Here is a 26,166-nt window from a genome sequence, read left to right on the forward strand (position 1 = left end):
ATGCGGGCCGGCCGGCCCGGCCGAGGGAGGTGGGCGGCGGTGAGCCCCTTGGACATCCGGGTGCTGGTCGTCGAGGACGATCCGGTGGCCGCCGACGCGCACGCCCTGTACGTCGGGCGGGTGCCCGGCTTCACCGTGTCCGGCACCGCGCACTCCATGGGCGACGCCCGCCGCCACCTCGACCAGCACCCGGTCGATCTGCTGCTGCTGGACCTGTATCTGCCCGACGGGCACGGGCTGCAGCTGGTGCGGACGCTGCGCGCGGCCGGGCACGGGGCCGACATCATCGCGGTCACCTCGGCCCGCGATCTGGCGATGGTCCGGGAGGGCGTCTCGCTGGGGGTGGTGCAGTACGTACTGAAGCCGTTCACCTTCGCCACGCTGCGGGACCGGCTCACCCGGTACGCCGAGTTCCGCGCCACGAGCGGGGAGGCCAGCGGGCAGGACGAGGTGGACCGGGCGATCGCCGCGCTGCGCGCCCCGCGGCCGGCCGCGCTGCCCAAGGGGCTCACCGCGGCCACCCTGCGGGCGGTGACCGATGTGCTGCGGGCCGCCGAGCGCGGGCTGACCGCCGCCGAGGCCGCCGCCGACGTGGGCATTTCCCGGATCACCGCGCGCCGCTATCTGGAGCATCTGGTGGACGGCGGCCGGGCGGTCCGCGCGCCGCAGTACGGCCAGGTCGGCCGGCCCGAATTGCGCTACCGCTGGTCGGGCCATTGACCCGCTGTGATCGGTGACTTACGTTCAGCGGGCAGCAACCCGTGGTGAGTTGGCCGTGGTCCCGCAGGAGGTCTGCCGTGCGTCCCACCGCTCCGCTGATTCTGCTCGTCGCCGCCGCCGTCGCCGCCGGGACGCTCACCGGCTGCGGCAGCGGGTCCGGGAGCGACAAGGACACCGTCAAGGTGGCCTTCATCAAGGACACCAACGCCAAGGTCACGGTGCGGGACGACTACATACGCCTGGTGGCCCGGCAGTTCGAGAAGAACAACCCGGGCAAGAAGGTCCGGCTGATCCCGATCCAGGCGTCGGAGAACGACTACTACGCCAAGATCCAGCAGATGATGCGCTCCCCCAGGACCGCCCCCGACCTGGTCTACGAGGACACCTTCCTGGTCAACTCCGACATCAAGGCGGGGCTGCTGCGGCCGCTGGACGCGCAGGTGAAGTCGTGGGCCGACTGGCGGCAGTTCGAGCCGGCCGCGAAGGCCGCGGCCCGGGGGCAGGACGGTAAGACGTACGGCGTCCCGGACGGTACGGACACCCGCGGCCTGTGGTTCAACAAGAAGATCTTCCGCCGCGCCGGGCTGCCGGCGAACTGGCGGCCGAGGACCTGGGACGAGGTGCTGGCCGCGGCCCGGACGATCAAGAAGAAGGTCCCCGGGGTGATCCCGCTGAACGTCTTCACCGGCAAGGGCGCCGGCGAGGCGGCCGTGATGCAGGGCTTCGAGATGCTGCTGTACGGCACGGGGCGGGACCCGCTGTACGACCCGGCGGCCAAGAAGTGGGTCACCGGCAGCAAGGGCTTCCGGGACAGCCTGACCTTCATCGACACCGTCTACAAGGAGGGGCTCGGCCCCGAGGTCTCCGACGCGCTCAGCCCCAACATCCAGACCAATGTGGCCGCCGAGCTTCTCCCCGAGGAGAAGCTGGCGATCGATCTGGACGGCTCGTGGCTGGGCCAGCAGTGGCAGAAGACCGGCGGCGGCAACCCCTGGCCGCAGTGGTCGACGACGCTGGGCCAGGCGCCGTTCCCCACCCGGCACGGTGGCCCGCCGGGCACGGTGAGCCTGGCCGGCGGCTGGACCTGGTCGGTGCCGCAGCGGGCCCAACAGCCCGATCTGGCCTGGAAGTTGATCCAGACCTTCCAGTCGAAGGCGAACGCGCTGGAGTGGTGCGTACGGGGCGCGCAGATCTCGGTGCGCAAGGACGTCGCGACCGATCCGCGCTATCTGAAGTCCGTCCCCGGCATCGGCTTCTTCACCTCGCTGGTGAAGGTCAGCCGCTTCCGTCCCGCGCTGCCCGAGTACCCGAAGGTCGCGGCGGCGATCGGGGAGGCGATGGAGGCGGTCACCGCCGATGACTCCTCGCCGGCCGAGGCGGCCAAGGACTACGACGAGGGCCTCGGGTCGATCGTGGACGGCCGGACCGTCGCCCGGCCATGACCGGCACCGTCGCCGGCGCCCGGACCGCCGCCCGCGCCCGTACGCCGCGGGCCGTCCCGGTCCGCACCCGGTTGCTGCGCTGGTCGCCGCTCCTCCCGGCCACCGTCCTGCTGCTGCTCTTCCTGGCCGGCCCGATCGCCTACTGCGTCTACCTCGCCTTCACCGACACCCAGCTGACCGGTCAGGAGTCGGCGTCCTTCGTGGGCCTGGCCAACTTCCGGCACGCCTTCGGCGATCCGGGCTTCCGCAACGCGGTGGTGCTGACGCTGGTGTTCACGGTGGTCTCCTCGATCCTCGGGCAGAACACCCTCGGCCTGGCGCTGGCCGGTCTGATGCGGCGCGCCTCGCGTCCCGTGCGGGTGCTGACCGGTGCCGTGGTGATCACCGCCTGGGTGCTCCCGGAGATCGTCGCCGGCTTCCTGCTGTACACGTTCTTCGAGCGGCGCGGCACCCTGAACGCGGTGCTCTCCTGGCTCCATCTGCCCACCCAGAACTGGCTGTTCACGCTGCCGATCCTGGCGGTGTCGTTCGCCAACGTCTGGCGCGGTACGGCGTTCTCGATGCTGATCTACTCCGCGGCGCTGTCCGACATCCCGCCGGAGGTCACCGAGTCCGCCGAGGTGGACGGCGCGGGCGGGCTGCGCCGGCTGTGGCACATCACGCTGCCGATGATCCGCCGTTCCATCGGCACGAACCTGATGCTCAACACCCTGCAGACGCTCTCCGTCTTCGGGCTGATCTGGGCGATGACCCGGGGCGGCCCGGGCAACCGCAGCCAGACGCTGCCGGTGTTCATGTACGACCAGGCGTTCCTGAAGTCGCTGATCGGCTACGGCACCGCGGTGGCACTGCTGTTGCTGCTGGTGGGCGCGGTGTTCGCGGCCGGCTGGCTGCGCCTGATGCGCGAGGAGGTCTGACGCGGTGCCGCTGCCCCTCCCCCGGCGGGTCGTCCGCCGGCTGGCCGCCGACGCCGGGCTGCTGGTCGTCGCGGTGGCGTTCGCCGTTCCGCTGCTGTGGCTGGTGCTGGCGTCGCTGGACGCGCACGCCACGCTGCGGGTGCGGCCGCCGGCGTCCCCGACGCTGGAGAACTTCTCGGCGGTGCTGACCGACGAGATCACCTTCACGCCGATGCTCAACAGCCTGCTGATCTGCGGCGGCGCCACCCTGCTCACGGTGGTCTGCGCGGCGCTGGCCGCCTATCCGCTGTCCCGCTTCCGCTCCCGCTTCGCCCGCCCGTACCTGCTGACCATCCTGTTCTCGACGTGTCTGCCGATCACCGCGGTGATGGTGCCGGTGTACGGGCTGTTCGTACAGATCAACCTGATCGACACCCGCTACGGCACCGCGCTGTTCCTGGCCGCGGCCCAACTCCCGTTCGCCGTCTGGCTGATGAAGAACTTCATGGACGGGGTGCCGCGGGCCCTGGAGGAGGCGGCGTGGACCGACGGCGCGTCGTGGTGGCAGACCCTGCTGCGGGTGATCCTGCCGCTGATGGGACCCGGACTCGCGGTGGTCGCCATCTACACCTTCATCATGATGTGGGGCAATTTCTTCGTGCCGTTCATGCTGCTGCTCTCCCCGGAGCAACTGCCCGCCTCGGTCAGCATTTTCAATTTCTTCGGCAATTACGGGGCCATCGCGTTCGGCGAACTCGCGGCATTCTCCCTCCTTTACTCGACACCGGTCGTGCTGCTGTACGTCCTCATTTCCCGGCGACTCGGCGGGGGTTTCGCGCTGGGCGGCGCCGTGAAGGGGTAGTGAAGGAGAGGTGGGCCGGTCGGTGCTGGTGAGCGACCGATCGGCCGGAAATCTTCACGCCCCGGCCGAGAAAAGCCGACCGGCTAGGAGGTTCCTACGACTTCCATCCTTGGGTTTCCACACGATAGGTGCGAAGCCACATCGTCACTTACCGTGTGCCGGTGAACACGCACGCCGGGGAGCCGCGCAGGCCCCCTTTCGACGCCACCGCCGCCCGCCGGCTCCGCGAGGCCCTCGGCATGACCCCTGCCCATGTCGCCTACGGAATTCGCGCCGCTTATGGAATTCCGGTCTCCCCGGCCACGGTGGCGTCCTGGGAATTGGGGGAAAGCGCTCCTACGGAATCCGAACTGACCGCGCTCGCCGGCGCCCTGTGGTGCGCGCCCGGCGAACTGCTCGGCGCCCCCGGCACCCTGCGCGAGTACCGCCTCGCGGCCGGCCTGGCACCGGACGCGCTCGCCCTGCGGATCGGCATGGACCCGGCCGGGTACGAGCGTCTGGAGGCGGGCGGGAAGTGGGGCGGCAGCGAGCGGCAGGCCGCCGCGCTGGCCGAGACGCTGGACCTGCCGCTGCCCGCGCTGCTCCGCTTCACCGGCCAGGACGCCAAGCTCTCCGAGCTGCTGACCAGCGCGGCCACCACCCGCTGGCAGGCGTACGTCCGGCCGGTCGGCAAGCTCGTCCCGGTGCCCAAGCAGCGGATCCAGGAGGTTCTGCAGGCGCTGCACGCCGACTACCAGGCGTCGATGGCGGCTACGCTCAACTGGGGCGGCGGCGACGGGACCGGGGAGTCGGGCGAGGCGGGGCGCGCCTTCCTCGACGGCATCCTGGCCGAGTTCTGGGCACGGGTCGGCGATCTGCCCTGACCGCGCGCCCCGGCGCCCGGCAGCGCGCGAGCGACCCTGAGGGATCCCGTCGGTCCCAGGTCGTACGGCCGTCCCCCCAGAGGTGGACTCCGGGGGCCGATGTCACCCTTCCGATCGGTCCGGCTTTCCGTCCCTGGGGCCGACGACCAGGCTGACCTGCGCCTTCGAGAATGGGGAGGTCGAATTTCCCGTCCCCTTCCAGGAGTCCCCGTGTCCCACCCGGCCGCCTTCCCGGGCCTTCCCGGCTCGTCCGCACCCACCCGCACCGCCGGCGCCGTCGCCGCCCGCGCCACCGACCTGAGCAAGGTCTACGGCCAGGGGGAAACCCGGGTGGTGGCGCTGGACTCCGTCTCCGTGGACTTCGGCAAGGCCCGGTTCACCGCGATCATGGGCCCGTCCGGCTCCGGCAAGTCCACGCTGATGCACTGCATGGCGGGCCTGGACAAGATCTCCGGCGGTTCGGCCCGCATAGGGGACGTGGAGCTGGGCTCGCTCAACGACAAGCAGCTGACCCGGCTGCGCCGCGACAAGATCGGCTTCATCTTCCAGGCGTTCAACCTGCTGCCCACGCTCACCGCGCTGGAGAACATCACCCTCCCCATGGACATCGCGGGCCGCAAGCCCGACCGGGAGTGGGTCAGCGCGGTCATCGAGACCGTCGGGCTGGGCGGACGGCTGGCGCACCGGCCGGCCCAGCTCTCCGGCGGCCAGCAGCAGCGGGTCGCGGTGGCCCGGGCGCTGGCCGCCCGGCCGGAGATCATCTTCGCCGACGAGCCGACCGGCAACCTCGACTCCCGCTCCGGCGCCGAAGTCCTGGGCTTCCTGCGCGAGTCGGTGCGGGCGATGGAGCAGACGGTGGTGATGGTCACCCACGACCCGGTCGCGGCCGGCTACGCGGACCGGGTGGTCTTCCTGGCCGACGGCCGGATCGTCGAGGAGCTGCACGAGCCGACCGCGGACGCGGTGCTCGACCGGATGCGGCTGTTCGACGCCAAGGGCCGGACCAGCTAGCCGAGGGCCGGACCAGCCGACGCGGGCCCGTCCCGCCCCAGCCGCGCCTCCGGGCGCAGCCCTTCCTCCCCCGCCACCGGACCAGGACAGACACCACCACCATGCTGCGTACCGCCCTGCGCAACCTCCTTGCGCACAAAGCCCGATTGATGATGACCGCGCTCGCGGTGCTGCTCGGCGTCGCCTTCGTCGCCGGCACCCTCATCTTCAGTGACACCGTCGGCGGGGCCATCAAGAAGGCCTCCGCCAGGAACCTCGACGGGGTGGCCGTCTCCGTTCAGGACGTCCCCGCGGACAACGCGCCGGTCACCGGCAAGGACGGCAAACGGGCCACCCTCCTCGACGACAAGCTGGCCGACCGCATCGGTGCCCTGCCCGGCGTGACGTCCGTGCGGCGCAACGTCACCGGCACGGCCACCCTCGCCGGCCCGGACGGCGCACCGATCGGCGACGGCTGGCAGAACCTCGCCGTCAACTTCCAGCCGGACAAGGACGGCCACGACCCCCGCTACCCGCTGAAGCAGGGCCGCGGACCGGCCGCCGCGAACGAGATCGCGCTGGACGAGGCCACCGCGAAGGCGTCCGGCCACAAGCTCGGCGACTCCGTGAAGTTCGCCACCGACGGCCCGGCGCTGACCAAGAAGCTGGTCGGCATCGTGACCACCGACGATCCGCAGGTGACCGCGGGCGGCAGCCTCGCGCTCTTCGACACCGCGACTGCACAGAAGCTGTATCTGCACCCCGGTCAGTTCGACGAGCTGGTGGTGGGCGCCGCGCCCGGCGCCGATCAGCAGGCCCTGACCGCGAAGGTCCGCGGGATCCTGCCCAAGGACCGCGCCGAGGCGACCAGCGGTGCCACGCTCGCCGCCACGCAGTCCACGATGATCGCCGAGAAGAACAATTCCCTGACCCAGACGCTGCTGACCTTCGCCGGGATCGCGCTGTTCGTCGGTGTCTTCATCATCGCCAACACCTTCACCATGCTGATCTCCCAGCGCAGCCGGGAGATCGCCCTGCTGCGCGCGGTCGGCGCCTCCCGCCGGCAGGTGGTCCGCTCGGTCCTCGCCGAGGCGGCCCTGCTGGGGCTGATCTCCTCGGCCGTCGGTTTCGCGCTGGGCCTGGGGCTCGCGGTGAGCCTGCGGGCGGTGCTCAACGCCAACGGCGCGGGCTTCCCGAACGGACCGGTCGTCATCAGCCCGACCGCGGTGCTCTCCGCACTCGGCGTGGGCGTCGTGGTGACCGTACTGGCCGCCTGGCTGCCGTCCCGCAAGGCCGCGAAGATCGCCCCGGTGGAAGCGCTCAACACCGTCGAGGCGCCGCCGGCGCCGCGCAGCCTGGTGATCCGCAACTCCCTCGGCGCGGTCATCACCGGCATCGGTGTCGCGATCATGCTCTACGTCCGCACCCTGACGTCCGTCGACGACCTGACGACCGCGATGGCGGGCTCCATGGTGACGCTGACCGGCGTCATCATCCTCGCGCCGCTGCTGTCGCGGCCCCTGGTCTCGCTGGCGGGCGTCGTCACCACCCGGCTGTTCGGCGTCAGCGGCAAGCTGGCCAAGGAGAACGCGCTGCGCAACCCCCGCCGTACGGCGGCGACCGCCTCGGCGCTGATGATCGGCCTCACCCTGATGACCGGCATGACGGTCGTCGGGATCTCCACGCAGCAGGCCATGGACGAGATGGCGGCCAAGGGGCTGACGGCCGACCTCAAGGTCAGCACCTCGACGTACACCGGCCTGGACACCGCGCTGTCGCAGAAGGTGGCGGACCTCCCCGGCGTCGAGGCGATGGCTCCGCTGCGCCGCACGGGCATCGGGTCGACCACTTACTCCATGAGCCTGATCGGCACCGACCTCACCACGATCGGCAAGGTCGCCCAACTGGACTTCGTCAGCGGCTCGTTGCCGCACACCGGAACCGACGGCATCGCGGTCTCCCAGGACATGGCCAAGAAGAAGGGCTGGCACCCCGGCGACACCCTGGACGCCACGTTCCGCGACAACAAGAAGACGAAGCTGCGGATCACCGGCATCTACGCGGACAACGAGGTGCTCGGCGACTCGATCGGCGCCACCTCAGTGGTCGATCCGCACCTGGACCGGCCGCTGAACGACGAGCTGCTGGTCAAGGCCCAGGACGGCCGCACGGACGGGCTGGTGGCCCCGATCCGGCACGCGCTCGGCGACAGTCCGCTGCTGAAGGTCCAGGACCGCGCCGACCTGCGCAAGGCGAGCGCGGAGAACATCAACACGGTGCTCTACATCTCCTACGGGCTGCTGGGCATGTCCGTCGTCATCGCGGTGGTGGGTGTCGTCAACACCCTCGCCATGTCGGTCTTCGAGCGGACCCGGGAGATCGGGATGCTGCGGGCGATCGGACTGGCCCGCAGCGGGATCAAGCAGATGGTCCGGCTGGAGTCGGTGGTCATCGCGCTGTTCGGCGCGGGCCTGGGAATCGGCCTGGGGATCTTCCTCTCCTGGGCCGCCGGCACCATGCTCGGCCACGGCCTCCCCACCTACCAGCTGCTGCTGCCCTGGGGCAGGCTCGGGCTGTTCCTGCTGATCGCGCTGGTCGTGGGGGTGCTGGCCGCGCTGTGGCCGGCCCGCCGGGCCGCCCGGCTGAACATGCTGGAGGCGATCGGCGCGCAGTGACCGCGCGGACGAACGGCGGCGCGCCCTCCCTCGACCGAGGGGAGGCGCGCCGCCGTCGTACGCGGTGGGGCCCGGGGCTCAGAAGACCGACTCGGCCTCGTCCATCCGCCACCCCGGCACTGTCTTGAGCTCGGTGATCGCGTCGGCCAGCGGCACCATCGTGATGTCCGTGCCGCGCAGGGCGGTCATCTTGCCGAAGTCACCGCGGTGTGCGGCCTCGACGGCGTGCCAGCCGAAGCGGGTGGCGAGCACCCGGTCGTACGCGGTCGGGGTACCGCCGCGCTGGACGTGACCGAGGATGACCGGCCGGGCCTCCTTGCCGAGGCGGTGCTCCAGTTCGCGGGCGAGGGCGGTGCCGATGCCCTGGAAGCGCTCGTGGCCGAACTGGTCGATGGCGCCCTTGCCGTAGTCCATGGACCCCGGCGCCGGGTGTGCGCCCTCGGCGACGCAGATGACCGCGAACTTCTTGCCGCGGGAGAACCGCTCCTCGACCATCGTGCACAGGTCGGCCGGGTCGAAGGGGCGCTCGGGCAGGCAGATGGCGTGGGCGCCGCCGGCCATCCCGGACTCCAGCGCGATCCAGCCGGCGTGCCGGCCCATCACCTCGACGACCATGACCCGCTGGTGGGACTCCGCGGTGGTCTTGAGGCGGTCGATGGCCTCGGTCGCCACGCCGACGGCGGTGTCGAAGCCGAAAGTGCGGTCGGTGGAGGAGATGTCGTTGTCGATGGTTTTGGGGACGCCGACGACGGGCAGTCCGGCGTCCGACAGCATCCGGGCCGCGGTGAGGGTGCCCTCGCCGCCGATCGGGATCAGGACATCGATGCCGTAGTCCTTGGAGTGGTCCTTGGCGTCCTCGCAGGCCTCGCGCAGCCGGGCGCGCTCCAGCCGGGAGGAGCCGAGGATGGTGCCGCCGCGGGCGAGGATGCCGCTGACCGCCTCCAGGTCCAGCTTGCGGAAGCGGCCGTCGAGCAGGCCGGCGAAGCCGTCCTCGAAACCTATGACCTCGTCGCCGTGGCCGGTGAGGGCGCGGTGGACGACGGACCGGATCACAGCGTTCAGGCCGGGGCAGTCGCCGCCTGCGGTGAGGACTCCGATACGCATCGTGCTGTGTCTCCTGTGCTCGCTGTGGGTTCCTGAGCCGGTCCGATTGTTTCACGGGCCCGACGGGTCCCGGCCTCACACATCGACCCCACCCCTACTGTCCCCGCCCGGCCCCCTCAAGGGAAACTGGAAGAGCGACCTAGCCACACGCGCAGGTATTGTCAAGAGGGGCAAGCCCACCATAACGGCCAATTTTGACCTTGCGACCAACGGAATGGATCGGAGAGCACGCGTGACGCGCAGCGTATACGTGACCGGTATCGACCGCGGCGACGGCCGTCAGGTCGTGGAGCTGGGAGTCATGGAGCTCCTGACCCGCCACGTCGACCGGGTGGGGGTCTTCCGCCCGCTGGTCCACGACGGACCGGACCGCCTCTTCGACCTGCTGCGGGCCCGCTACCGGCTCTCCCAGTCCCCCGAGACCGGGTACGGCATGGCCTACGACGAGGCCGCCACGCTCCAGGCCGAGCGCGGCACCGACGAGCTGGTCTCCCGGCTCGTCGACCGCTTCCACGCGGTGGCCCGCGACTACGAGTACGTCCTGGTCCTCGGCTCGGACTACGCCGACACCAGCCTGCCCGACGAGCTGAGCCTGAACGCCCGGCTCGCCAACGAGTTCGGCGCCTCGCTGATCGCCGTCGTCGGCGGCCAGGGCCAGGAGGCCGAGTCGGTCCGCGCCGAGGCCCGCAACGCCTACCGCGCCTTCCAGTCGCTCGGCTGCGACGTGGTCTCCGTGATCGTCAACCGGGTGGCCCCCGAGCTGCGCGAGGCGGTCGTCGAGCGGCTCGCCGCCCGCCTGCCGGTGCCCTGCTACGCGCTTCCCGAGGACGGCTCGCTCTCCGCCCCGACCGTCGGCCAGATCGTGCACACCCTCGGCGCCGAGATACTCCTGGGCGACGACTCCGGCCTGGCCCGGGACGCCCGCGACTTCGTCTTCGGCGGCGCCATGCTGCCGACCTTCCTCAAGGCCCTCACCCCCGGCTGCCTCGTGGTGACCCCCGGGGACCGGGCCGACCTGGTCATCGGCTCGCTCGCCGCGCACAGCGCCGGGGCCCCGCCGATCGCCGGTGTGCTGCTCACCCTCGACGAGCGGCCCGGCCCCGACATCATGGCGCTGGCCGGCCGGCTCGCCCCCGGCACCCCGGTGGTCTCCGTACCGGGCGGCTCCTTCCCGACCGCCGGCGAGCTGTTCGCCATCGAGGGCAAGCTCAACGCCGCCTCGCCGCGCAAGGCGGAGACCGCGCTGGGCCTCTTCGAGCGGCACGTGGACACCGTCGAGCTGACCAACCGGATCTCGGTGGCCCGCTCCGGCCGGGTCACCCCGATGATGTTCGAGCACGAGCTGATCGAGCGCTCCCGCTCCGGCCGCCGCCGGGTGGTCCTCCCCGAGGGCACCGAGGAGCGGGTGCTGCGCGCCGCCGATGTGCTGCTGCGCCGCGACGTGTGCGACCTGACGCTGCTGGGCGAGGAGGAGGCGATCCGCAAGCGCGCCGCCGACCTGGCCATCGACCTGGCGGCCGCCCAGATCATCGACCCCCAGACCTCCGAGCTCCGCGAGCGGTTCGCCGAGCTGTACGCCAAGGTCCGCGCCCACAAGGGCGTCAGCTACGAGCTGGCCTACGACGTGGTCGCCGACGTCTCCTACTTCGGCACGCTGATGGTCCAGGAGGGCCTGGCCGACGGCATGGTCTCCGGTGCGGCGCACTCCACCGCGGCGACCATCCGCCCGGCCTTCGAGGTCATCAAGACCAAGCCGAACGCGCAGATCGTCTCGTCGGTGTTCTTCATGTGCCTGGCCGACCGGGTGCTGGTCTACGGCGACTGCGCGGTCAACCCGGACCCGAACGCCGAGCAGCTGGCCGACATCGCCATCCAGTCGGCCACCACCGCGGCCCAGTTCGGCGTCGAGCCGCGGATCGCGATGCTGTCGTACTCCACCGGCACGTCCGGCTCCGGCGCGGACGTCGACAAGGTCCGCAAGGCCACCGAGCTGGTCCGCGAACTCCGCCCGGACCTCAAGGTCGAGGGCCCGATCCAGTACGACGCGGCGGTGGACGCGGCGGTCGCGCGGACCAAGCTCCCGGAGTCCGACGTGGCCGGCAAGGCGACCGTGCTGATCTTCCCGGACCTCAACACCGGCAACAACACCTACAAGGCCGTGCAGCGCTCGGCCGGTGCGGTCGCCGTCGGCCCGGTCCTGCAGGGCCTGCGCAAGCCGGTCAACGACCTCTCGCGCGGTGCGCTGGTCCAGGACATCGTCAACACCGTCGCCATCACCGCCATCCAGGCACAGGGCGCCCGGCCCGGCGCCGGACACACCGCCTGACCCCGCCAAGCCCCTCCCCGCCACCCACCGGAAAGCACCAGATGTCTGCCACCGCCACCCGCGTCCTCGTCCTCAACTCCGGCTCCTCGTCGGTGAAGTACCAGCTGCTCGACATGGCGAGCAGCACCCGGCTCGCCGTCGGGCTCGTCGAGCGGATCGGCGAGGAGACCTCGCGCCTGGTGCACACGCCGCTGGCGTCCGGCGGGGAGAAGCGCGAGACCGAGGGCGCGATAGCCGACCACGAGGCCGCGCTGAAGGCCGTCGCCGCGGAGCTGGCCGCCGACGGGCTCGGCCTGGACTCCCCCGAGCTGGCCGCGATCGGGCACCGGGTGGTGCACGGCGGGCTGAAGTTCACCGCGCCGACCGTGATCGACGACGCGGTCCTGACGGAGATCGAGCGGCTGGTGCCGGTCGCCCCGCTGCACAACCCGGCGAACATCACCGGCATCCGGACCGCCCGAGCGCTCCGCCCCGACCTGCCGCAGGTTGCCGTCTTCGACACCGCCTTCCACACCACGATGCCGGAGCACGCGGCCCGTTACGCCATCGACGTGGCGACCGCCGACGCCCACCGGATCCGCCGCTACGGCTTCCACGGCACCTCGCACGCGTACGTCTCCCGCAAGACCGCCGAGCTGCTGGGCAAGGACCCCTCCGAGGTCAACGTCATCGTGCTGCACCTGGGCAACGGCGCCTCCGCCTCGGCGGTGGCCGGCGGCCGCTGCGTGGACACCTCGATGGGCCTGACGCCGCTGGAGGGGCTGGTCATGGGCACCCGGTCCGGCGACATCGACCCGGCCGTGACCTTCCACCTCAAGCGGGTGGCGGGGATGTCGACGGACGAGATCGACGCGCTGCTCAACAAGAAGAGCGGGCTGGTCGGGCTGTGCGGCGACAACGACATGCGGGAGATCCGCCGCCGGATCGACGAGGGCGACGAGCGGGCCCGGCTCGCCTTCGACATCTACATCCACCGGCTGAAGAAGTACATCGGCGCCTACAGCGCGGTGCTCGGCAAGGTCGACGCGGTGGCCTTCACCGCGGGCGTCGGGGAGAACGCCGCCCCGGTGCGCGAGGCCGCCGTCGCGGGCCTTGCGGAGATGGGCCTGGCCGTGGACGCCTCGCTGAACGCCGTCCGCTCCGGCGAGCCGCGGCTGATCTCGCCGGACTACGCCCGGGTCGCGGTCGCCGTGGTGCCCACCGACGAGGAACTGGAGATCGCCCAGCAGACATACGCCCTGGTCAACGCCTAGACGTTGGTGTTTTCGCCTACCGGAATATTCCGCTCTGAAACAAACCGATAGGATCCAAGCCATGCGCCGTTCCAAAATCGTCTGCACCCTGGGCCCCGCCGTCGACTCCTTCGAGCAGCTGAAGACGCTGATCGAGGCCGGTATGAATGTGGCCCGTTTCAACATGAGCCACGGGACCCACTCGGAGCACGAGGAGCGGTACCACCGACTCCGCAAGGCCCAGGAGGAGACCGGCCGCGCCATCGGCGTGCTGGCCGACCTCCAGGGCCCCAAGATCCGCCTGGAGACCTTCGCCGACGGCCCGGTGGAGCTGGTGCGCGGCGACGAGTTCGTCATCACCACCGAGGACGTGCCCGGCGACAAGACCATCTGCGGCACCACCTACAAGGGCCTGCCCGGTGACGTCTCCAAGGGCGACCCGGTCCTGATCAACGACGGCAACGTCGCCCTCCAGGTCATCGAGGTCGACGGCCCGCAGGTGCGCACCATCGTCATCGAGGGCGGGGTCATCTCCGACCACAAGGGCATCAACCTGCCCGGCGCCGCGGTGAACGTCCCCGCGCTGTCCGAGAAGGACATCGAGGACCTGAAGTTCGCCCTGCGGATGGGCTGCGACATGGTCGCGCTGTCCTTCGTCCGGGACGCCAAGGACGTCCAGGACGTGCACCGCGTCATGGACGAGGTGGGCCGCCGGGTGCCGGTCATCGCCAAGGTGGAGAAGCCGCAGGCGGTGGCCAACATGGAGGAGGTCGTGATGGCCTTCGACGCCGTCATGGTCGCCCGTGGTGACCTGGCGGTGGAGTACCCGCTGGAGAAGGTCCCGATGGTGCAGAAGCGCCTGGTGGAGCTGTGCCGGCGGAACGCCAAGCCGGTGATCGTCGCGACCCAGATGATGGAGTCGATGATCACCAACTCCCGGCCGACCCGCGCCGAGGCGTCCGACGTCGCCAACGCCATCCTCGACGGCGCCGACGCGGTCATGCTCTCCGCGGAGTCCTCGGTCGGCCAGTACCCGATCGAGACCGTCAAGACGATGTCGAAGATCGTCGAGGCGGCCGAGGAGGAGCTGCTCTCCAAGGGCCTGCAGCCGCTGGTGCCCGGCAAGAAGCCGCGCACGCAGGGCGGTTCGGTGGCCCGGGCGGCCGCCGAGATGGCCGACTTCCTCAACGGCAAGGCGCTGGTGGCCTTCACCAAGTCCGGTGACACCGCCCGCCGGCTGTCCCGCTACCGCGCGGTCCAGCCCATCCTGGCCTTCACCACCGACGTCTCCACCCGCAACCAGCTCACGCTGAGCTGGGGCGTGGACAGCTTCGTGGTGGAGCACGTCGACAACACCGACGCCATGGTCGACCTGGTGGACGCCGAGCTGCTCAAGCTCCAGCGCTACAGCGAGGGCGACACCATGATCATCACCGCGGGTTCGCCCCCCGGCGTCCCCGGCACCACCAACATGGTCCGGGTGCACCACCTCGGCGGCGGGCGCGGCTGACGCCCCGTACGACGAAACGGCGGTGGGGCGCCCCTCTCGAGAGGGGCGCCCCACCGCCGTTTCCGCGGCTCCCGGAAAGCTCCGGCCGGGTGGTGCTCCGGTCAGTCCTCGATGGACACGTTCATGCCCGGGACGGTGAGGTTGCCGCCGAACTGGCCCGCCTGGTCGAGCTTCACCTTGGTGAAGTACGCGTACGGGATGTTGAGCGGCGGCGGGTGCTCCGGATCGAAGACGATCGGGATCAGCCCGAAGAGGTTGGCCTGCAGCCGCTCGGTGTACATGGTCACCTTGCCGCCGCGGATCGTGGACTTGGAGTGCGGGGTCGACCGGACGTGGTAGTGCTTGCCGGACGCCTTGTCGTCCACGATCTGGTGCAGGTCGCCGATGTCCACGCTGTCCGCGGTGAACTTCAGGGCCTGCTTGGTGTGGCCGTTCTGCGTGGTGACGTTGACGACGCCCTCGTAGTCGAGACCGCGCAGGGTCAGACCGCTGGACTCCAGGTGCCAGGGGTCGTCGGGCAGCGTGACGGGCGTCTGCTCGTCCTTGCCCTTCTGCTTGTTCTCGACGACGCAGGGGTACGACTTCTTGCCGTCGGCGTCCTTGCCGTCCAGACCGCCGCCGGGCAGGGCGTTGTCGGCCGTGCCCACCGCGCCGTGCACGGCGTCGTTGACCGTCTTCGACCCGTTCCCGAGGGCGTCACCGGCCTTCTTGGCGCCGCCCGTGAGGCCGTCGACGGTGTCCTTGACCGGGTTGGTGGCCTTGTCCGCGGCGGACGCGGTGTCCTTGGCCGCATCGCCGGACGTGGACTCCTTCGACGGCGAGGCCGACGACGAGGGGGACGGAGTCGTGCTCGGCGAGGCGGACGCCTTGCCGTCGTCCGACGAGCCGCCGCCGAGGAGACCGCCGAGCGCGTCGCCGATCCCGCCCAGCAGACCCCCGTCGTCCTTCGTCCCCTCGGAGGCCGACGGCGACGGGGTCGCGGAGCCCGAGGGCTCGTCGGTCTTCGAGGCGGAGCCGGACGGCGTGGCCTCGGGTGTCTTGTCCGCTTGCTTGCCGGCCGAGGGCGACGGCGAGGCAGAGGGCTCCGCGGAGGGCTTGGTGGACGACGTGCTGTCGCCCTTCGCCTGTCCGCCGTCCTTCTTGTCCTTCGCGCCGGCCTTGGCCTTCTTGCCGTCCTGTCCGTCCACCTTGTCCGGAGCAGTGACGCACGGACCGTCCTTGAAGGGGCTCTTGGGCGGCGCCGGCTTGGCGATCGCCATCTGGGGCGTCAGCCCCATGCCCATGAGGACGGCGGACGGCATGGCGGCGATCGCGATCGCCTTGCCCGCGGGCACGTGGAGCCGAGTCAGCAGCGGCTTTTTCGGCGCCGCGTGCCTCGGCCCGGTTCTCGCCCCGGCGGCTGCGTTCTCCTCATGCAGCTCGTCACCCGGCACGGTGCCTCCCGTTCGTTCCATTGATCGGGCTCGTTCCTGACAGGTCGTCCAGTCCGTTGCCCGACCCACGGGCGGGGTCCGTCGCGACCACCGGCCCGGCGACGTTGCGGACCGGTTCCTCCGCGTCGTCCCCGCTCTTCTCCGGCCCGCCCGGCGCCCAGGCGACTCCCAGAGCACCGCCGATCAGCCCCAGCAGGAAACCGATCAGGAAGGCGCCGAAGTTCGAGACGACCAGCGAGACCAGGGCCAGCAGGATCGCCGCCACACCGGCGAAGACCCGCGAGGCCGGCTGGAACCACATGGTCAGACCGAGCACGACCAGCAGCACACCGATGATCAGCGAGCCGGCGCCGGCGGTGGTGGCCATGCGGACGGTCAGGGAACCGATCGTGAGATTCGCGTAAGGGATGTACATGATCGGGAGGCCGGCCAGCAGAGTCAGCATGCCGCCCCAGAACGGGCGGTGTCCGCGCCACTCCCGGAACGAAATCCGCTTCCGGCCGACGGACTCGATCAGCCGTGGTCGCGTTTCGGCGCTCATGTCGTACAGCTCCTCGGGACTGGCAAATCGGTGGTTCTGAGCTGAGTTGTCTACCAAGCGCTACCCGGCGTACGGGCACGGGGAACGGCGTGGGCCGCCGCACTGACTCAAGGCCCCGCGCCCGTACGCTCAGTGCGTCAGTAGCACTCGTTCTTGCCCTTGGCGACGCTCATCTTCAGGCCGCTGAGCTTGAAGGTGCCGGCCGTCGTGGCCCACGCCGTCTGCTTGACGTGGGTGAGCACGGCCGAGTCGGCCTCCTGGGCGAACGAGCCCGGGTCGGTCTTGTCACCCTTCTGAATGCCGGGGCCCTTGGACGTCGATCCCGCAGCAACACCGATGTTGATGTTGTTGAAGGTCGCGTCCGCGTCCAGCTGGTCCAGGTCGATGTAGAGGTTCTTCGCCTCCACCGGCGTGCTGCCACCACCGGCCGACAGCTTCAGCGACACATCGCCGAAGACCGGGACCGGAACGACCACCGACTGGCACAGGTTCTTGATCTTGGCGTTGGAGAACGCCGAGACCGCCACCGGGACAGCCTTGCCGCCCTTCTGGGCGTCAATGGCTCCGTACTGGACGAAGCCGGTGCCGTCCAGACGGTCCGTCGTGACCTTGAACTGCTGGCCGGACACGCTGAACGACGCCGCAAGGGCACCCTGCGACAGGGCGACACCGATCGCGGCGGTCGCCGCCACGCTCGGCACCATGACGACGGCGAACCGCTTCCATCTGGTCCCGCCACGAGCCAGGGACTCCATGACTTTCCTCCTTCTCGGACGTACATCTCCGGTATCTGCCGCCCGAGTTGGGGCGGCGGTACCTGGGATGGGAGAAGTGCTACGTCCTCGGGAAGGAGAGCGCCTGTTCTCGGAGGCACATCGTGTTTCCGAATACCGGCGATCACCCCCGAGCGACAACCACTGGCCACGCTCTCGCGCAACCTCCTGGACAGGCTCTGCCGAAGGGGCAGAGACCCCCCTGTCCACGGCCGGCGCCACTGCCGCCGACCACTCGGTGGGGACCCAAGTGCCCCGTCGCGCCGACCGGATGCCGGGCTGCGGGAATGGACCGAGCGTGGCCGATCGTGGTCCATTCACGGCCCGTGCACAAGGGGCTCGTTACTTGCGGGTAACGGGCTGATAACCACGTGGCGACCGACCGACATCACCCCGACACACACGGTCGCCACTCACCGCGAAGAGACATCGCGCAATTGCGGACACAGTGCCGCAAGGGGGTCGCTTTGACTTACTCCAAGTAACAGCGGCCACGTTTACCAAGTTTAGGTAAAACGTGGCCGCTGCTTCGTTTGTTTGGTCAACGTGCGAAGGGCGTACAGGTCAGAAGCGGACGCCTGGTCAGAACCGGACGCCTCGTAGGACAGCGGGTCAGAACAGCACCCGGGCGAGCGCGGTACGCGCCGCCGTCACCCGCGGGTCCTCCGCACCGATGACCTCGAACAGCTCCAACAGCCGGAGCCGCGCGGCCTCCCGGTCGTCCCCGGCGGTCCGCCGCACCGTCTCGACCAGCCGGCCGAAGGCGTCCTCGACGTGCCCGCCGACCAGGTCCAGGTCCGCGGCGCGGATCTGCGCCGGCACGTCGGCCGGGTTGTCCGCGGCCTCCTTGCGCACCGCCTGCGGGTCCAGGTCCTGCACCCGGTGCAGGAGTTCGGCCTGCGCGAGGCCGAGCTTGGCCTCCGGGTTGGCCGGGTCGTCGGAGAGGACGTTCTTGTACGCCTGGATGGCGCCGCCCAGATCACCGGCGTCCAGCGCCTGACTGGCGGCCTCCAGCACCGCGTCGTACGGACCCGGCGCGGGCGCGGCGGGGGCCGTCTCCTCGGCCGCGGCCTGCGGGTCGACCTGTGCGCCGACGATGCCGAACTGCTGCTCGGCGGCCTGCACCAGCTGGTCCAGCACCTGCCGGATCTGCGCCTCCGGGGCCGCGCCCTGGAACAGCGGGATCGGCTGTCCGGCGACCACCGCGAAGACCGCCGGGATGCCCTGCACCCCGAACTGCTGGAACAGCATCTGGTTGGCGTCGACGTCGATCTTCGCCAGGACGAAGGCGCCGGCGTACTCGTTCGCGAGGCGCTCCAGCAGCGGACCCAGCTGCTTGCACGGCTCGCACCACTCGGCCCAGAAGTCGATGACCACCGGGACCTCGGTGGAGCGCTGCAGGACGTCCTGCTGGAACCCGGCCTCGTCGACGTCGTACACCAGGCGGGCCCCGCCGGCCGGCGCCCGGCCCGTACGGGCGGCCTCGGCGCGTGCCTGCTCCGCCTTCTGCTTCGCTTCCCCGGCCGCCTTCACCGCTGCGAGGTCGACGACTCCGCTCATGGACATATTGCGTGGCTGCATGGGTCCATCCTCCCCCCTGGGCGGTCCGTTCCGGAAAGCGATCCGGAAAGCGGTGCGGTCGATCGACGTGGTCAGCGTTTCCGGCTGCCGGACAGCCGGGGTGGTGCGCGGTACTGCGGTCGGCCGCAACGGCCGTACGTGCGGCCTCGGGTCCCCACCCAGGCCGGTGGTTGTCGCTCAAGACGGCTCCGCATCCGGAGGAGGGATGCCAGTCTTACGCTACGGGTCGTAGCGTAACTCGCCGTCGCCCCTGCGCAACAACCGGTTCCGGCCCCGCGCTCCGTGATCTCCCTCACGAGGCGCCCCGCCCCGGCCCGTACTGGCCGGTATGGTCGCCCGCATGCACCACTCCGCCAGCCCGAGGAAGGGCCGCACGGGCCGCCCGCGCAGCGCCGAGACCGACCACGCGATCCTCAGCGCCACCCGTGCCGCACTCGTCGACCTCGGCTGGGGAGGGCTGACCATGAGCGCGGTGGCGACCCGCGCCGGAGTCGCCAAGACGACGCTCTACCGCCGCTGGGCGAACAAGAACGAGCTCGTCGTGGACGCCGTGGCGGTCCTCTTCGACGAGCTCGAACTCCCCGACCGGGGCTGCCTGCGGGCCGACATCGAGGGCGTGGTGCTGCAGTTCGGCGCGCTGCTCGCCCGGCCCGAGACCAAGACGGCCCTGATGGCCGTGGTCGCCGAGTCCACCACCGACGAGGCGCTGCACGAACGGATCCGCTCGGCCATCGTCGACCGCCAGAAGCGCCTGGTCCTGCTGGGCCGGGCGCGCGCCCAGGAACGCGGCGAGCTGCCGGCCGACACCCCCGGCGAGGACGGCGCGCGGACCGCCGCCCGCACCATGGACCTGATCTTCGACGTGATCGCCGGCGCGATCGTGCACCGCACCCTGGTCAGCGGCGAACCCGTGGACGCCGACTGGGGCCGGGACTTCACCGCCCTCTTCCTCGGCGGACTGGCCGGCCTGGACGGGCAGACCGGGCTGGACGGGCAGACCGGCCGGCCCGCCGGGGCCAGGGAACACGACGACGCCCGGTAGCAGAGGACGCCCGCCGGCAGCGGGACGCGGATCAGACCTGGTAACGGTCGGCCGCGAAGAGGTGCAGATGCTCGGCGACCCACGCCGAGGTCCGCTTCAGCCCCTCCTCCAAGGAGACCTCCGGCCGCCAACCCGCCCATTCCCGCGCCCGGGAGTTGTCCGAAAGCAGCCGCTCCACCTCGCTGCCGGAGGGCCGCAGCCGCGCCGGATCGACCACCACCTCCGCGTCCCGCCCCGAGGCCGTGATCAGCGCCTCGGCGAGCGCGCCGATCGCGATCTCCCGCCCGGTGCCGAGGTTGACCACCTGCCCCAGCGCCCGGTCGCAGTCGGCCAGCGCCAGGAACCCGGCCGCGGTGTCCGTGACGTAGGTGAAGTCCCGGGTCGGGGTGAGCGAGCCGAGCCTGATCTGCCGGGCGCCCGCGTGCAGTTGGGCCAGGATCGTGGGGATCACGGCCCGCGCGGACTGCCGGGGACCGTAGGTGTTGAACGGCCGGACCACCGTCACCGGCAGCTCGAAGGCGTGCCAGTGCGACAGCGCCATCATGTCCGCGCCGATCTTCGAGGCGGAGTACGGCGACTGCGGCTGCAGCGGGTGGTCCTCGGCGATCGGCGCGGTCCGCGCGGTCCCGTAGACCTCACTGGTGGAGGTGTGCACCAGCCGCCGCACCTCGTGCCGCCGGCAGGCCTCCGCCACGTTCTCCGTGCCCACCACATTGGTCTGCACGTACGCGCCCGGCGAGTCGTAGCTGTACGGGATCCCGATCAGCGCGGCCAGATGGAAGACCGTGTCGCAGCCGGCGACCGCGTCCGCCACCCGGCCCGCGTCCCGCACGTCCCCCGCGACCATCTCCACCGGCCCGCCCGGCGTCAGATAGCGCGCCAGATTGCCCTTCTCCGCGTACGGCTTGTAGTGGACCAGGGCGCGTACCTCGGCGCCGGCCTCGACGAGCAGGTCGACCAGGGCGGAACCGATGAAGCCCTCGGCCCCGGTGACCAGGACCCGCCGCCCGGCCCACTGCCGTCCAGTGCTGCTGTTGCTGTTGCTGTTGCTGTTGCTCATGCTGACTCCTTCAGAGGGGGGTTGACGTCCAGGGGCGTGGTCAGGTGGCGGTGGCGGCCGGCCAGCGCCAGGGTCTTGGCGGCCAGCAGGTCCGCGGCGTGCGCATGGGTGCCGGGGTCGGCGGCCGCACCCATCGCGGCCAGCCGGTCGGGGTCCGTCAGCAGCGGGGTGACCAGCGCGTCCAGCCGCTCGGCCGTGGTCTCCCCGTCAGGCAGCAGCACCGCGGCCCCGGCGTCGGAGAGCACCCGCGCGTTGTGCGTCTGGTGGTCGCCCGGCGCGTGCGGATACGGCACCAGCACCGCCGGCATCCCGATCGTGGCCAGCTCGGCGACGGTCGCCGAACCGGCCCGGCACACCACGAGGTCCGCCGCGGCGTACGCCAGGTCCATCCGGTCCAGATAGGGCACGGCCTCGGCGACCGCCGCCCCGCCGTTCGCCGCCAGCAGGGCCCGGGTCTCCTCCAGGGCGGCGGGGCCGGTCTTGATCAGCAGCCGCAGATCGGTACGCGTCCGGTACCGGGCGGCGAGTCCCACCGCCGCCTCGGTCAGCCGGGCCGCGCCCAGGCTGCCGCCGTTGACCAGCAGCAGCCGGGCCCCGTCCGGGACGCCCAGCGCCCGCCGGGCGGCCGGCCGCAGCCCCGTACGGTCCAGCCCGGCCAGCGGGCCCACCAGCGGCATCCCGACCGTCTCGGCGCGTTCCCCGCCCGCCAGATGCGGCCGGCTGCGGTCGAAGGCGAGGGCGAGGTGCGGGGTCAGGCGGGCCGCGAACCGGTTCGCCCGGCCGGGCACCGCGTTGGATTCGTGGATCAGGCTGGGCAGCCCGGCCAGCCGCGCCCCGACGATCACCGGGGCGCTCGGATAGCCGCCCATCCCGACCGCCACCTGGGCGCCCTGTTCCTTGAGGATCGTCCGGCACTGGGCTCCCGAGCGCAGCAGCGCGGCCGGCAGCAGATAGCGTCGGGCGCCGAGCGAGCGGTCGAAGGGGATCATGTCGACGGTGTGCAGCCGGTACCCGGCCTGCGGTATCAGCCGTGTCTCCAGCCCGCGTTCGGTCCCGACGAACGAGATCACGGCATCGGGCACGGCCCTGCGGAGCGCGTCGGCGAGGGCGAGGCCGGGGTAGATGTGACCGCCGGTGCCACCCGCCCCGATCACGACAGAGAGTGGTGTGCGCATGGCCGCCACGCTCGCCATGTGCCCTAAGAAGCTTCTAAGAGAGGTGTTTGGCAGCCTATGTCCATGCCGTCGTCCACACCCGGGCACGCCCCGGCCCCCAAGATCCTCGTCGTCGACGACGAACCGGAGGTGCGTGCCGCCGTGGAGGACGGCCTGTCCGTGGAGGGCTACGCGGTCCGCGGCGCCGCCGACGGGCTGGCCGCGCTCTCGGAGGTCGCCGCCTGGCAGCCGGACGCCATCGTCCTGGACGTGATGATGCCGGTGCTGGACGGGCTCGCGGTCTGCCGCCGGCTGCGCGCGCTGGACGACCGCACGCCCATCCTCGTGCTGACCGCGCTGGACTCGGTCAGCGAACGGGTCGACGGACTGGACGCCGGCGCCGACGACTACCTGGTCAAGCCCTTCGCCCTGGACGAACTGCTGGCCCGGCTACGGGCCCTGCTCCGCCGGGCCGCGGCGCCCGCCGTCGAGGACACCCGGCTCTCCTTCGAGGACCTGGTCGTCGACCCGGTGACCCGCACCGGCCACCGCGCCGGCCGCCCGCTGGAGTTCAGCCGTACCGAATGGGCGCTGCTGGAGCTGCTCCTGCTGCACCCGGGCCAGGTGCTGCCCCGCGAGATGATCCTGGAGCGCGTCTGGGGCCGCGACTTCGGACCGGACTCCAACTCCCTTGCGGTGTACGTCGGTTACCTCCGCCGCAAGCTGGAGGCCGGCGGCGAGCCCCGCCTGGTCCACACCGTGCACGGCATCGGCTACCGCCTGGACCTCCCGGAGAACCGATGAGCGGGGAGCGGGCGGACGGCGCGGGGACGCACGGGACAGGGATGGACGGGACGGGGACGCAGGGGGCGGGGACGCACGGGCCGGGGACGCAGGGGACGGGGACGCAGGGGACGGGGACGCACGGGCCGGGGGATGCGAGCGGCGCCCAGGGGCCGGGCACTTCGGACGCGGCCCCGTGGCGACGCCATCACCACCCCCTCCGCACCCGCCTGGCCCTGGCCGCCTCCGCCGCGGTCGCCCTGGTGGCGGTCGGTGTCTGCGCCGCCGCCTTCGTGATCATCCACTACCAGATGACCCGCCAGCTGGAACTCGATCTCGCCCAGACGGCCACCCAGAAGATCCACGAGACCCGCGACTGGGGCCCGACCGTGAGCGACGCCTCCTGCCGCTACCAGGCCGTGCCCTGCTTCCAGATCGTTCCCGCCGACCCGGCGAAGGACCCCCGCGGCGGCTACCCCGTCCTGCCGGTCTCCGACGACACCCGCCGGGTCGCCGCCGGCCGGCAGACGCCGTACTACCGCGACCTCACGGTCGACGGACAGCCCGTCCGGATGTACACCGCGCCGCACGGCCGGCACGAGGCGCTCCAGGTGGCGCTCCGCTCGGACACCGTCGAACGCGGGGTACAGCACGCCGCCTGGGCGCTGTCCGCGGTCGGCGGCGCCGGCATCCTGCTGGCCGCCGCGCTCGGCTACGCGGTCTCCCGGGCCGGCCTGGCGCCGGTCGCCCGCCTCACCGCCACCGCGGAACGCATCGCCGCCACCCGCGACCCCCGCCACCGCATCGCACTGCCGGCCGGCCCGACCGCCCGCGAGGACGAACTCACCCGCCTCGCCGCCACCTTCAACACCATGCTCGCCGCCCTGGAGCAGTCCGTCACCGCCCAGCGCCGTCTGGTCGCCGACGCCTCCCACGAACTACGGACGCCGCTGACCGCACTCCGTACCAACGCCGAACTGCTCGCCCGCGCCGACCGCCTGACCGACGCCCAGCGCGACCGCGCCTCGGCGGCTCTGGGCCGGCAGCTGCGCGAGGTCACCACCCTCGTCAACGACCTGATCGAACTCGCCCGGGACGAGGAGCCCCAGCCCCTGGTCGAACGGGTCCGCCCGGCCGTCCTGCTGGAACACGCGGTGACCACCGCCCGCGAACACTGGCCGGAGACCGCCTTCACCCTCCGCCTCGCCCCCGAGGCGGCCCCGGTCACCGTCCCCGGCGTCCCCTCCCGCCTGACCCGCCTGCTCTCCAACCTCCTCGACAACGCCGCCAAGTTCTCCCCGCCGGGCGGACCGGTGGAGGCCGAACTCAACTGCGCCGCGGGCGAGTTGAACCTGACGGTCCGCGACCACGGCCCGGGCATCGCCCCCGAGGACCTCCCGCACGTTTTCGACCGCTTCTACCGCGCCCACGCCGCCCGCGCCCTCCCCGGCTCGGGCCTCGGCCTCGCCATGGCCCGCCAGATCGCCCACGCCCACGCGGCCGACCTCACGGCGGAACAGGCACCGGGCGGCGGCGCACTGTTCCGGCTGCGGATGCCGGTGCCGCCCCTGTGAGGGCGATTGATGGCCCCTGAGACGGGTTGATGGTCCCTGAGGGCGCTTGCCGAGCCCGTGCCGGCCGCTCACCGAGGCCGGTACGTGGCGCCGACCCCGTCGGCCTCCGCCTCCTCGGCCTTCTCCTCGACCCGCGCCCGCACCGCCTGCCGGTCCTCCGGCGACATCGACCGCCAGCTCTCCCGCATCCCGGCGATCCCGTCGGTCAGCGCCCGGTACCCGGACGGGTCGTCCAGTACGTCCTTGAGCTCCAGCCGGCCACCGAGCACCTTGCGCGCGAGGTCCTGGACCTCGGCCGGAGCGGCCGCGTTGTCCCGCACCGCCCGCAAGGACCTGGTGAGGTGCTCGTTCTGCTCCTCCGCGAGGTCCCGGTCCGCCACGGGGTAGTCCCGCTCACCGGGGGCGCTGAAGCGGACGTTGTTGCTGCTCATGGATGTACTTCCTCTCACCCGAAGGCGTCACGGGCACGGTCGGCCTCGGCGCGGCCGCTCTCGGTGGTGGGGGCGGGGGGAGGGGTGGGGGTGGCGGTGGCGGTACGGGTCGAGGCGCCGCCGTCGCCCTCGGAGGAGGCCGTGGAGCTACCCGTCCCGGAGGAGGAGGTGGAGCTACCGGACCCGGAAGACCCGGACCCTTCTCCGGACGAGGAACCGGAACCGCCCTCGGACGCACCGCCCTCGGACGAGCTCTCACCTTCGGCCGCCGGTTCCTTGTCCTTGTAGCGGACGCCGTGGAGTTCCCGGACGCCCTTGGCCGTCTCCTCGCGTCCGTCCCAGATCTGCTTGCCGCCCTCGGCGAAGTCGCCCTGCGCGACCTTCCCGATGCCCTGACCCATGTGGTACAGGCCCGTACCGGCCTGGCTGAGGTCCTTGACCTTGTCGCCGGCGAGACCGAGCCCCTTGCCGTCGAGGTTCACCAGCGGCTTCAACCCCGCCTTACCGGCTTCCGCCCAGTCGAACCCGTCCTGCGCCCCGAAGTGTGCCTTGATGCCCTGGGTCGCGATGTTCCCCCCGAGCCCCTTGGCCGCGTCCTTGGCGAAGTCCATGGCGAGTTCCTTCACCATCTCGCCGACCTTCTTCTCCACCTTCTGGGCGAGGGCGTCCTTCACGGCTTGGACGATCTTCTGCTTCGCCTCGGTGATGATCCGGCGGACCAGGACCCGGGTCGTCACCGTGGCCGCGGCCGCACCGGCCTCGGAAGCCCCCAGGGTGACCGGAGCCGCCGCCTGGGCGGCGACGAACTCGACCGCCAGCGCGATGAGTTGGACAATCACCGCGATTTTCATCACGAGGACGATGGTGGCGACCACCTGGAGCACGATGGCGAGGGCGTCCGCCGCGTCGGCAGCCTCTTCCAGCCAGCCGCCGTCCCCACCGAACTTCTTCCAGGTGTTGTCGAACGCCTCGGTCGCCTCACCGGAGTTGGCGCCGTGCACGGCGTTGGAGGCAGTGATGCCCTGCGACTGGTACTGGCGGGCGGCCGCGGCGAAATTGCTCCAGCCTTCGGCGGCGTCCCGCATTTTGTCCTCGTCGACATTGGGCCATTGAAATCCCAGCAGATCGAGGATCCAGTCGAGCTCGGTCGGCAGCGTAACGGCCACGGTGAGGT

Annotated in this window: 22 protein-coding genes; 13 read left to right on the forward strand and 9 right to left on the reverse strand. The window is 71.4% G+C overall.

Features of this window, described 5'->3' with window-relative positions:
* The 7 genes from V2J85_RS23370 (at position 1) to V2J85_RS23400 (ending at position 8,448) form a co-directional block, all read left to right on the forward strand.
* Positions 1-720, forward strand: coding sequence for a response regulator (locus V2J85_RS23370; protein WP_261955628.1), 720 nt, complete (start codon positions 1-3; stop codon positions 718-720).
* Between the two features lie 77 nt (positions 721-797).
* Positions 798-2,162 carry an extracellular solute-binding protein gene (locus tag V2J85_RS23375; RefSeq protein ID WP_261955629.1) on the forward strand — a complete coding sequence of 455 codons (1,365 nt, stop codon included), beginning with the start codon at positions 798-800 and terminating at the stop codon, positions 2,160-2,162.
* A complete protein-coding gene (locus V2J85_RS23380) occupies positions 2,159-3,079 on the forward strand; it encodes a carbohydrate ABC transporter permease (RefSeq protein ID WP_261955630.1) in 921 nt (306 codons plus the stop codon). Before V2J85_RS23375 ends, V2J85_RS23380 begins: the two co-directional genes overlap by 4 nt.
* A 4-nt stretch (positions 3,080-3,083) precedes the next feature.
* Positions 3,084-3,920 (forward strand): carbohydrate ABC transporter permease, encoded by an 837-nt coding sequence (locus V2J85_RS23385; protein ID WP_261955631.1) that lies wholly within the window; start codon positions 3,084-3,086, stop codon positions 3,918-3,920.
* Positions 3,921-4,075: 155 nt separating this feature from the next.
* Positions 4,076-4,783 (forward strand): helix-turn-helix domain-containing protein, encoded by a 708-nt coding sequence (locus tag V2J85_RS23390; protein ID WP_261955632.1) that lies wholly within the window; start codon positions 4,076-4,078, stop codon positions 4,781-4,783.
* A gap of 210 nt (positions 4,784-4,993) precedes the next feature.
* A complete protein-coding gene (locus V2J85_RS23395; RefSeq protein WP_261955633.1) occupies positions 4,994-5,794 on the forward strand; it encodes an ABC transporter ATP-binding protein in 801 nt (266 codons plus the stop codon).
* Between the two features lie 101 nt (positions 5,795-5,895).
* Entirely contained in the window at positions 5,896-8,448 is a 2,553-nt protein-coding gene (locus tag V2J85_RS23400) for an ABC transporter permease (RefSeq protein WP_261955634.1), read from the forward strand.
* A 78-nt stretch (positions 8,449-8,526) separates the two neighbouring features.
* Here V2J85_RS23400 and V2J85_RS23405 read toward each other — a convergent pair whose 3' ends face one another.
* Entirely contained in the window at positions 8,527-9,552 is a 1,026-nt protein-coding gene (locus V2J85_RS23405) for an ATP-dependent 6-phosphofructokinase (RefSeq protein ID WP_261955635.1), read from the reverse strand.
* 232 nt (positions 9,553-9,784) lie between these two features.
* Between V2J85_RS23405 and pta the strand changes: the two genes are divergently transcribed.
* The 3 genes from pta (at position 9,785) to pyk (ending at position 14,620) form a co-directional block, all read left to right on the forward strand.
* Positions 9,785-11,878 (forward strand): phosphate acetyltransferase, encoded by a 2,094-nt coding sequence (pta, locus tag V2J85_RS23410; RefSeq protein WP_261955636.1) that lies wholly within the window; start codon positions 9,785-9,787, stop codon positions 11,876-11,878.
* Between the two features lie 41 nt (positions 11,879-11,919).
* Positions 11,920-13,131: an acetate kinase gene (locus V2J85_RS23415; protein ID WP_261955637.1), complete on the forward strand. Its 1,212-nt coding sequence runs from the start codon at positions 11,920-11,922 to the stop codon at positions 13,129-13,131.
* 61 nt (positions 13,132-13,192) lie between these two features.
* The gene (gene pyk, locus V2J85_RS23420; protein WP_261955638.1) at positions 13,193-14,620 is read left to right on the forward strand and encodes a pyruvate kinase; all 1,428 of its coding nucleotides are present in this window, start codon (positions 13,193-13,195) and stop codon (positions 14,618-14,620) included.
* Positions 14,621-14,721: 101 nt separating this feature from the next.
* On the opposite strand, the gene V2J85_RS23425 is transcribed toward pyk, so the two are convergent.
* The 4 genes from V2J85_RS23425 to V2J85_RS23440 all read right to left on the reverse strand — a co-directional run bounded on the left by V2J85_RS23425 (position 14,722) and on the right by V2J85_RS23440 (position 18,948).
* On the reverse strand, positions 14,722-15,954 hold the full coding sequence (locus V2J85_RS23425) for a hypothetical protein (RefSeq protein ID WP_315975450.1): 1,233 nt from the start codon (positions 15,952-15,954) through the stop codon (positions 14,722-14,724).
* Between the two features lie 88 nt (positions 15,955-16,042).
* A complete protein-coding gene (locus V2J85_RS23430; protein WP_261955639.1) occupies positions 16,043-16,594 on the reverse strand; it encodes a DUF6114 domain-containing protein in 552 nt (183 codons plus the stop codon).
* Between the two features lie 137 nt (positions 16,595-16,731).
* On the reverse strand, positions 16,732-17,349 hold the full coding sequence (locus tag V2J85_RS23435; protein WP_030415642.1) for a DUF6230 family protein: 618 nt from the start codon (positions 17,347-17,349) through the stop codon (positions 16,732-16,734).
* Between the two features lie 630 nt (positions 17,350-17,979).
* Positions 17,980-18,948, reverse strand: coding sequence for a tetratricopeptide repeat protein (locus V2J85_RS23440; protein WP_261955640.1), 969 nt, complete (start codon positions 18,946-18,948; stop codon positions 17,980-17,982).
* 340 nt (positions 18,949-19,288) lie between these two features.
* On the opposite strand from V2J85_RS23440, the gene V2J85_RS23445 reads away from it, so the two are divergent.
* The gene (locus V2J85_RS23445; protein ID WP_330822641.1) at positions 19,289-19,990 is read left to right on the forward strand and encodes a TetR/AcrR family transcriptional regulator; all 702 of its coding nucleotides are present in this window, start codon (positions 19,289-19,291) and stop codon (positions 19,988-19,990) included.
* 31 nt (positions 19,991-20,021) lie between these two features.
* Here the strand turns inward: V2J85_RS23445 and V2J85_RS23450 are convergent, their stop codons facing one another.
* Positions 20,022-21,050 (reverse strand): GDP-mannose 4,6-dehydratase, encoded by a 1,029-nt coding sequence (locus V2J85_RS23450; protein ID WP_330822642.1) that lies wholly within the window; start codon positions 21,048-21,050, stop codon positions 20,022-20,024.
* Positions 21,047-22,225 (reverse strand): UDP-N-acetylglucosamine--N-acetylmuramyl-(pentapeptide) pyrophosphoryl-undecaprenol N-acetylglucosamine transferase, encoded by a 1,179-nt coding sequence (locus V2J85_RS23455; protein WP_330822643.1) that lies wholly within the window; start codon positions 22,223-22,225, stop codon positions 21,047-21,049. The genes V2J85_RS23450 and V2J85_RS23455 overlap by 4 nt, the downstream gene beginning before the upstream one ends.
* Positions 22,226-22,282: 57 nt before the next feature.
* Between V2J85_RS23455 and V2J85_RS23460 the strand changes: the two genes are divergently transcribed.
* Positions 22,283-23,008, forward strand: coding sequence for a response regulator transcription factor (locus V2J85_RS23460; RefSeq protein WP_261955644.1), 726 nt, complete (start codon positions 22,283-22,285; stop codon positions 23,006-23,008).
* Positions 23,005-24,561: a sensor histidine kinase gene (locus tag V2J85_RS23465; RefSeq protein ID WP_330822644.1), complete on the forward strand. Its 1,557-nt coding sequence runs from the start codon at positions 23,005-23,007 to the stop codon at positions 24,559-24,561. The genes V2J85_RS23460 and V2J85_RS23465 overlap by 4 nt, the downstream gene beginning before the upstream one ends.
* Before the next feature lie 68 nt (positions 24,562-24,629).
* Here V2J85_RS23465 and V2J85_RS23470 read toward each other — a convergent pair whose 3' ends face one another.
* Positions 24,630-24,992: a hypothetical protein gene (locus V2J85_RS23470; RefSeq protein ID WP_261955646.1), complete on the reverse strand. Its 363-nt coding sequence runs from the start codon at positions 24,990-24,992 to the stop codon at positions 24,630-24,632.
* A gap of 14 nt (positions 24,993-25,006) precedes the next feature.
* Positions 25,007-26,158, reverse strand: a complete 1,152-nt coding sequence (locus V2J85_RS23475) for a WXG100-like domain-containing protein (protein ID WP_330822645.1) — start codon at positions 26,156-26,158, stop codon at positions 25,007-25,009.
* Positions 26,159-26,166: the final 8 nt, after the last annotated feature.

This window comes from Streptomyces bugieae, from assembly GCF_036352915.1.
GTDB lineage: Bacteria > Actinomycetota > Actinomycetes > Streptomycetales > Streptomycetaceae > Streptomyces > Streptomyces endophytica.

What these genes read in the sequence shown, in the direction of transcription:
- V2J85_RS23435 (WP_030415642.1), bottom strand. Translation starts at nt 17,349, where the DNA reads ATGGAGTCCCTGGCTCGTGGCGGGACCAGATGGAAGCGGTTCGCCGTC.
- pyk (WP_261955638.1), top strand. Translation starts at nt 13,193, where the DNA reads ATGCGCCGTTCCAAAATCGTCTGCACCCTGGGCCCCGCCGTCGACTCC.
- V2J85_RS23460 (WP_261955644.1), top strand. Translation starts at nt 22,283, where the DNA reads ATGTCCATGCCGTCGTCCACACCCGGGCACGCCCCGGCCCCCAAGATC.
- V2J85_RS23370 (WP_261955628.1), top strand. Translation starts at nt 1, where the DNA reads ATGCGGGCCGGCCGGCCCGGCCGAGGGAGGTGGGCGGCGGTGAGCCCC.
- V2J85_RS23465 (WP_330822644.1), top strand. Translation starts at nt 23,005, where the DNA reads ATGAGCGGGGAGCGGGCGGACGGCGCGGGGACGCACGGGACAGGGATG.
- V2J85_RS23400 (WP_261955634.1), top strand. Translation starts at nt 5,896, where the DNA reads ATGCTGCGTACCGCCCTGCGCAACCTCCTTGCGCACAAAGCCCGATTG.
- V2J85_RS23430 (WP_261955639.1), bottom strand. Translation starts at nt 16,594, where the DNA reads ATGAGCGCCGAAACGCGACCACGGCTGATCGAGTCCGTCGGCCGGAAG.
- V2J85_RS23440 (WP_261955640.1), bottom strand. Translation starts at nt 18,948, where the DNA reads ATGCAGCCACGCAATATGTCCATGAGCGGAGTCGTCGACCTCGCAGCG.
- V2J85_RS23405 (WP_261955635.1), bottom strand. Translation starts at nt 9,552, where the DNA reads ATGCGTATCGGAGTCCTCACCGCAGGCGGCGACTGCCCCGGCCTGAAC.
- V2J85_RS23415 (WP_261955637.1), top strand. Translation starts at nt 11,920, where the DNA reads ATGTCTGCCACCGCCACCCGCGTCCTCGTCCTCAACTCCGGCTCCTCG.
- V2J85_RS23470 (WP_261955646.1), bottom strand. Translation starts at nt 24,992, where the DNA reads ATGAGCAGCAACAACGTCCGCTTCAGCGCCCCCGGTGAGCGGGACTAC.
- V2J85_RS23445 (WP_330822641.1), top strand. Translation starts at nt 19,289, where the DNA reads ATGCACCACTCCGCCAGCCCGAGGAAGGGCCGCACGGGCCGCCCGCGC.
- V2J85_RS23455 (WP_330822643.1), bottom strand. Translation starts at nt 22,225, where the DNA reads ATGCGCACACCACTCTCTGTCGTGATCGGGGCGGGTGGCACCGGCGGT.
- V2J85_RS23380 (WP_261955630.1), top strand. Translation starts at nt 2,159, where the DNA reads ATGACCGGCACCGTCGCCGGCGCCCGGACCGCCGCCCGCGCCCGTACG.
- V2J85_RS23450 (WP_330822642.1), bottom strand. Translation starts at nt 21,050, where the DNA reads ATGAGCAACAGCAACAGCAACAGCAACAGCAGCACTGGACGGCAGTGG.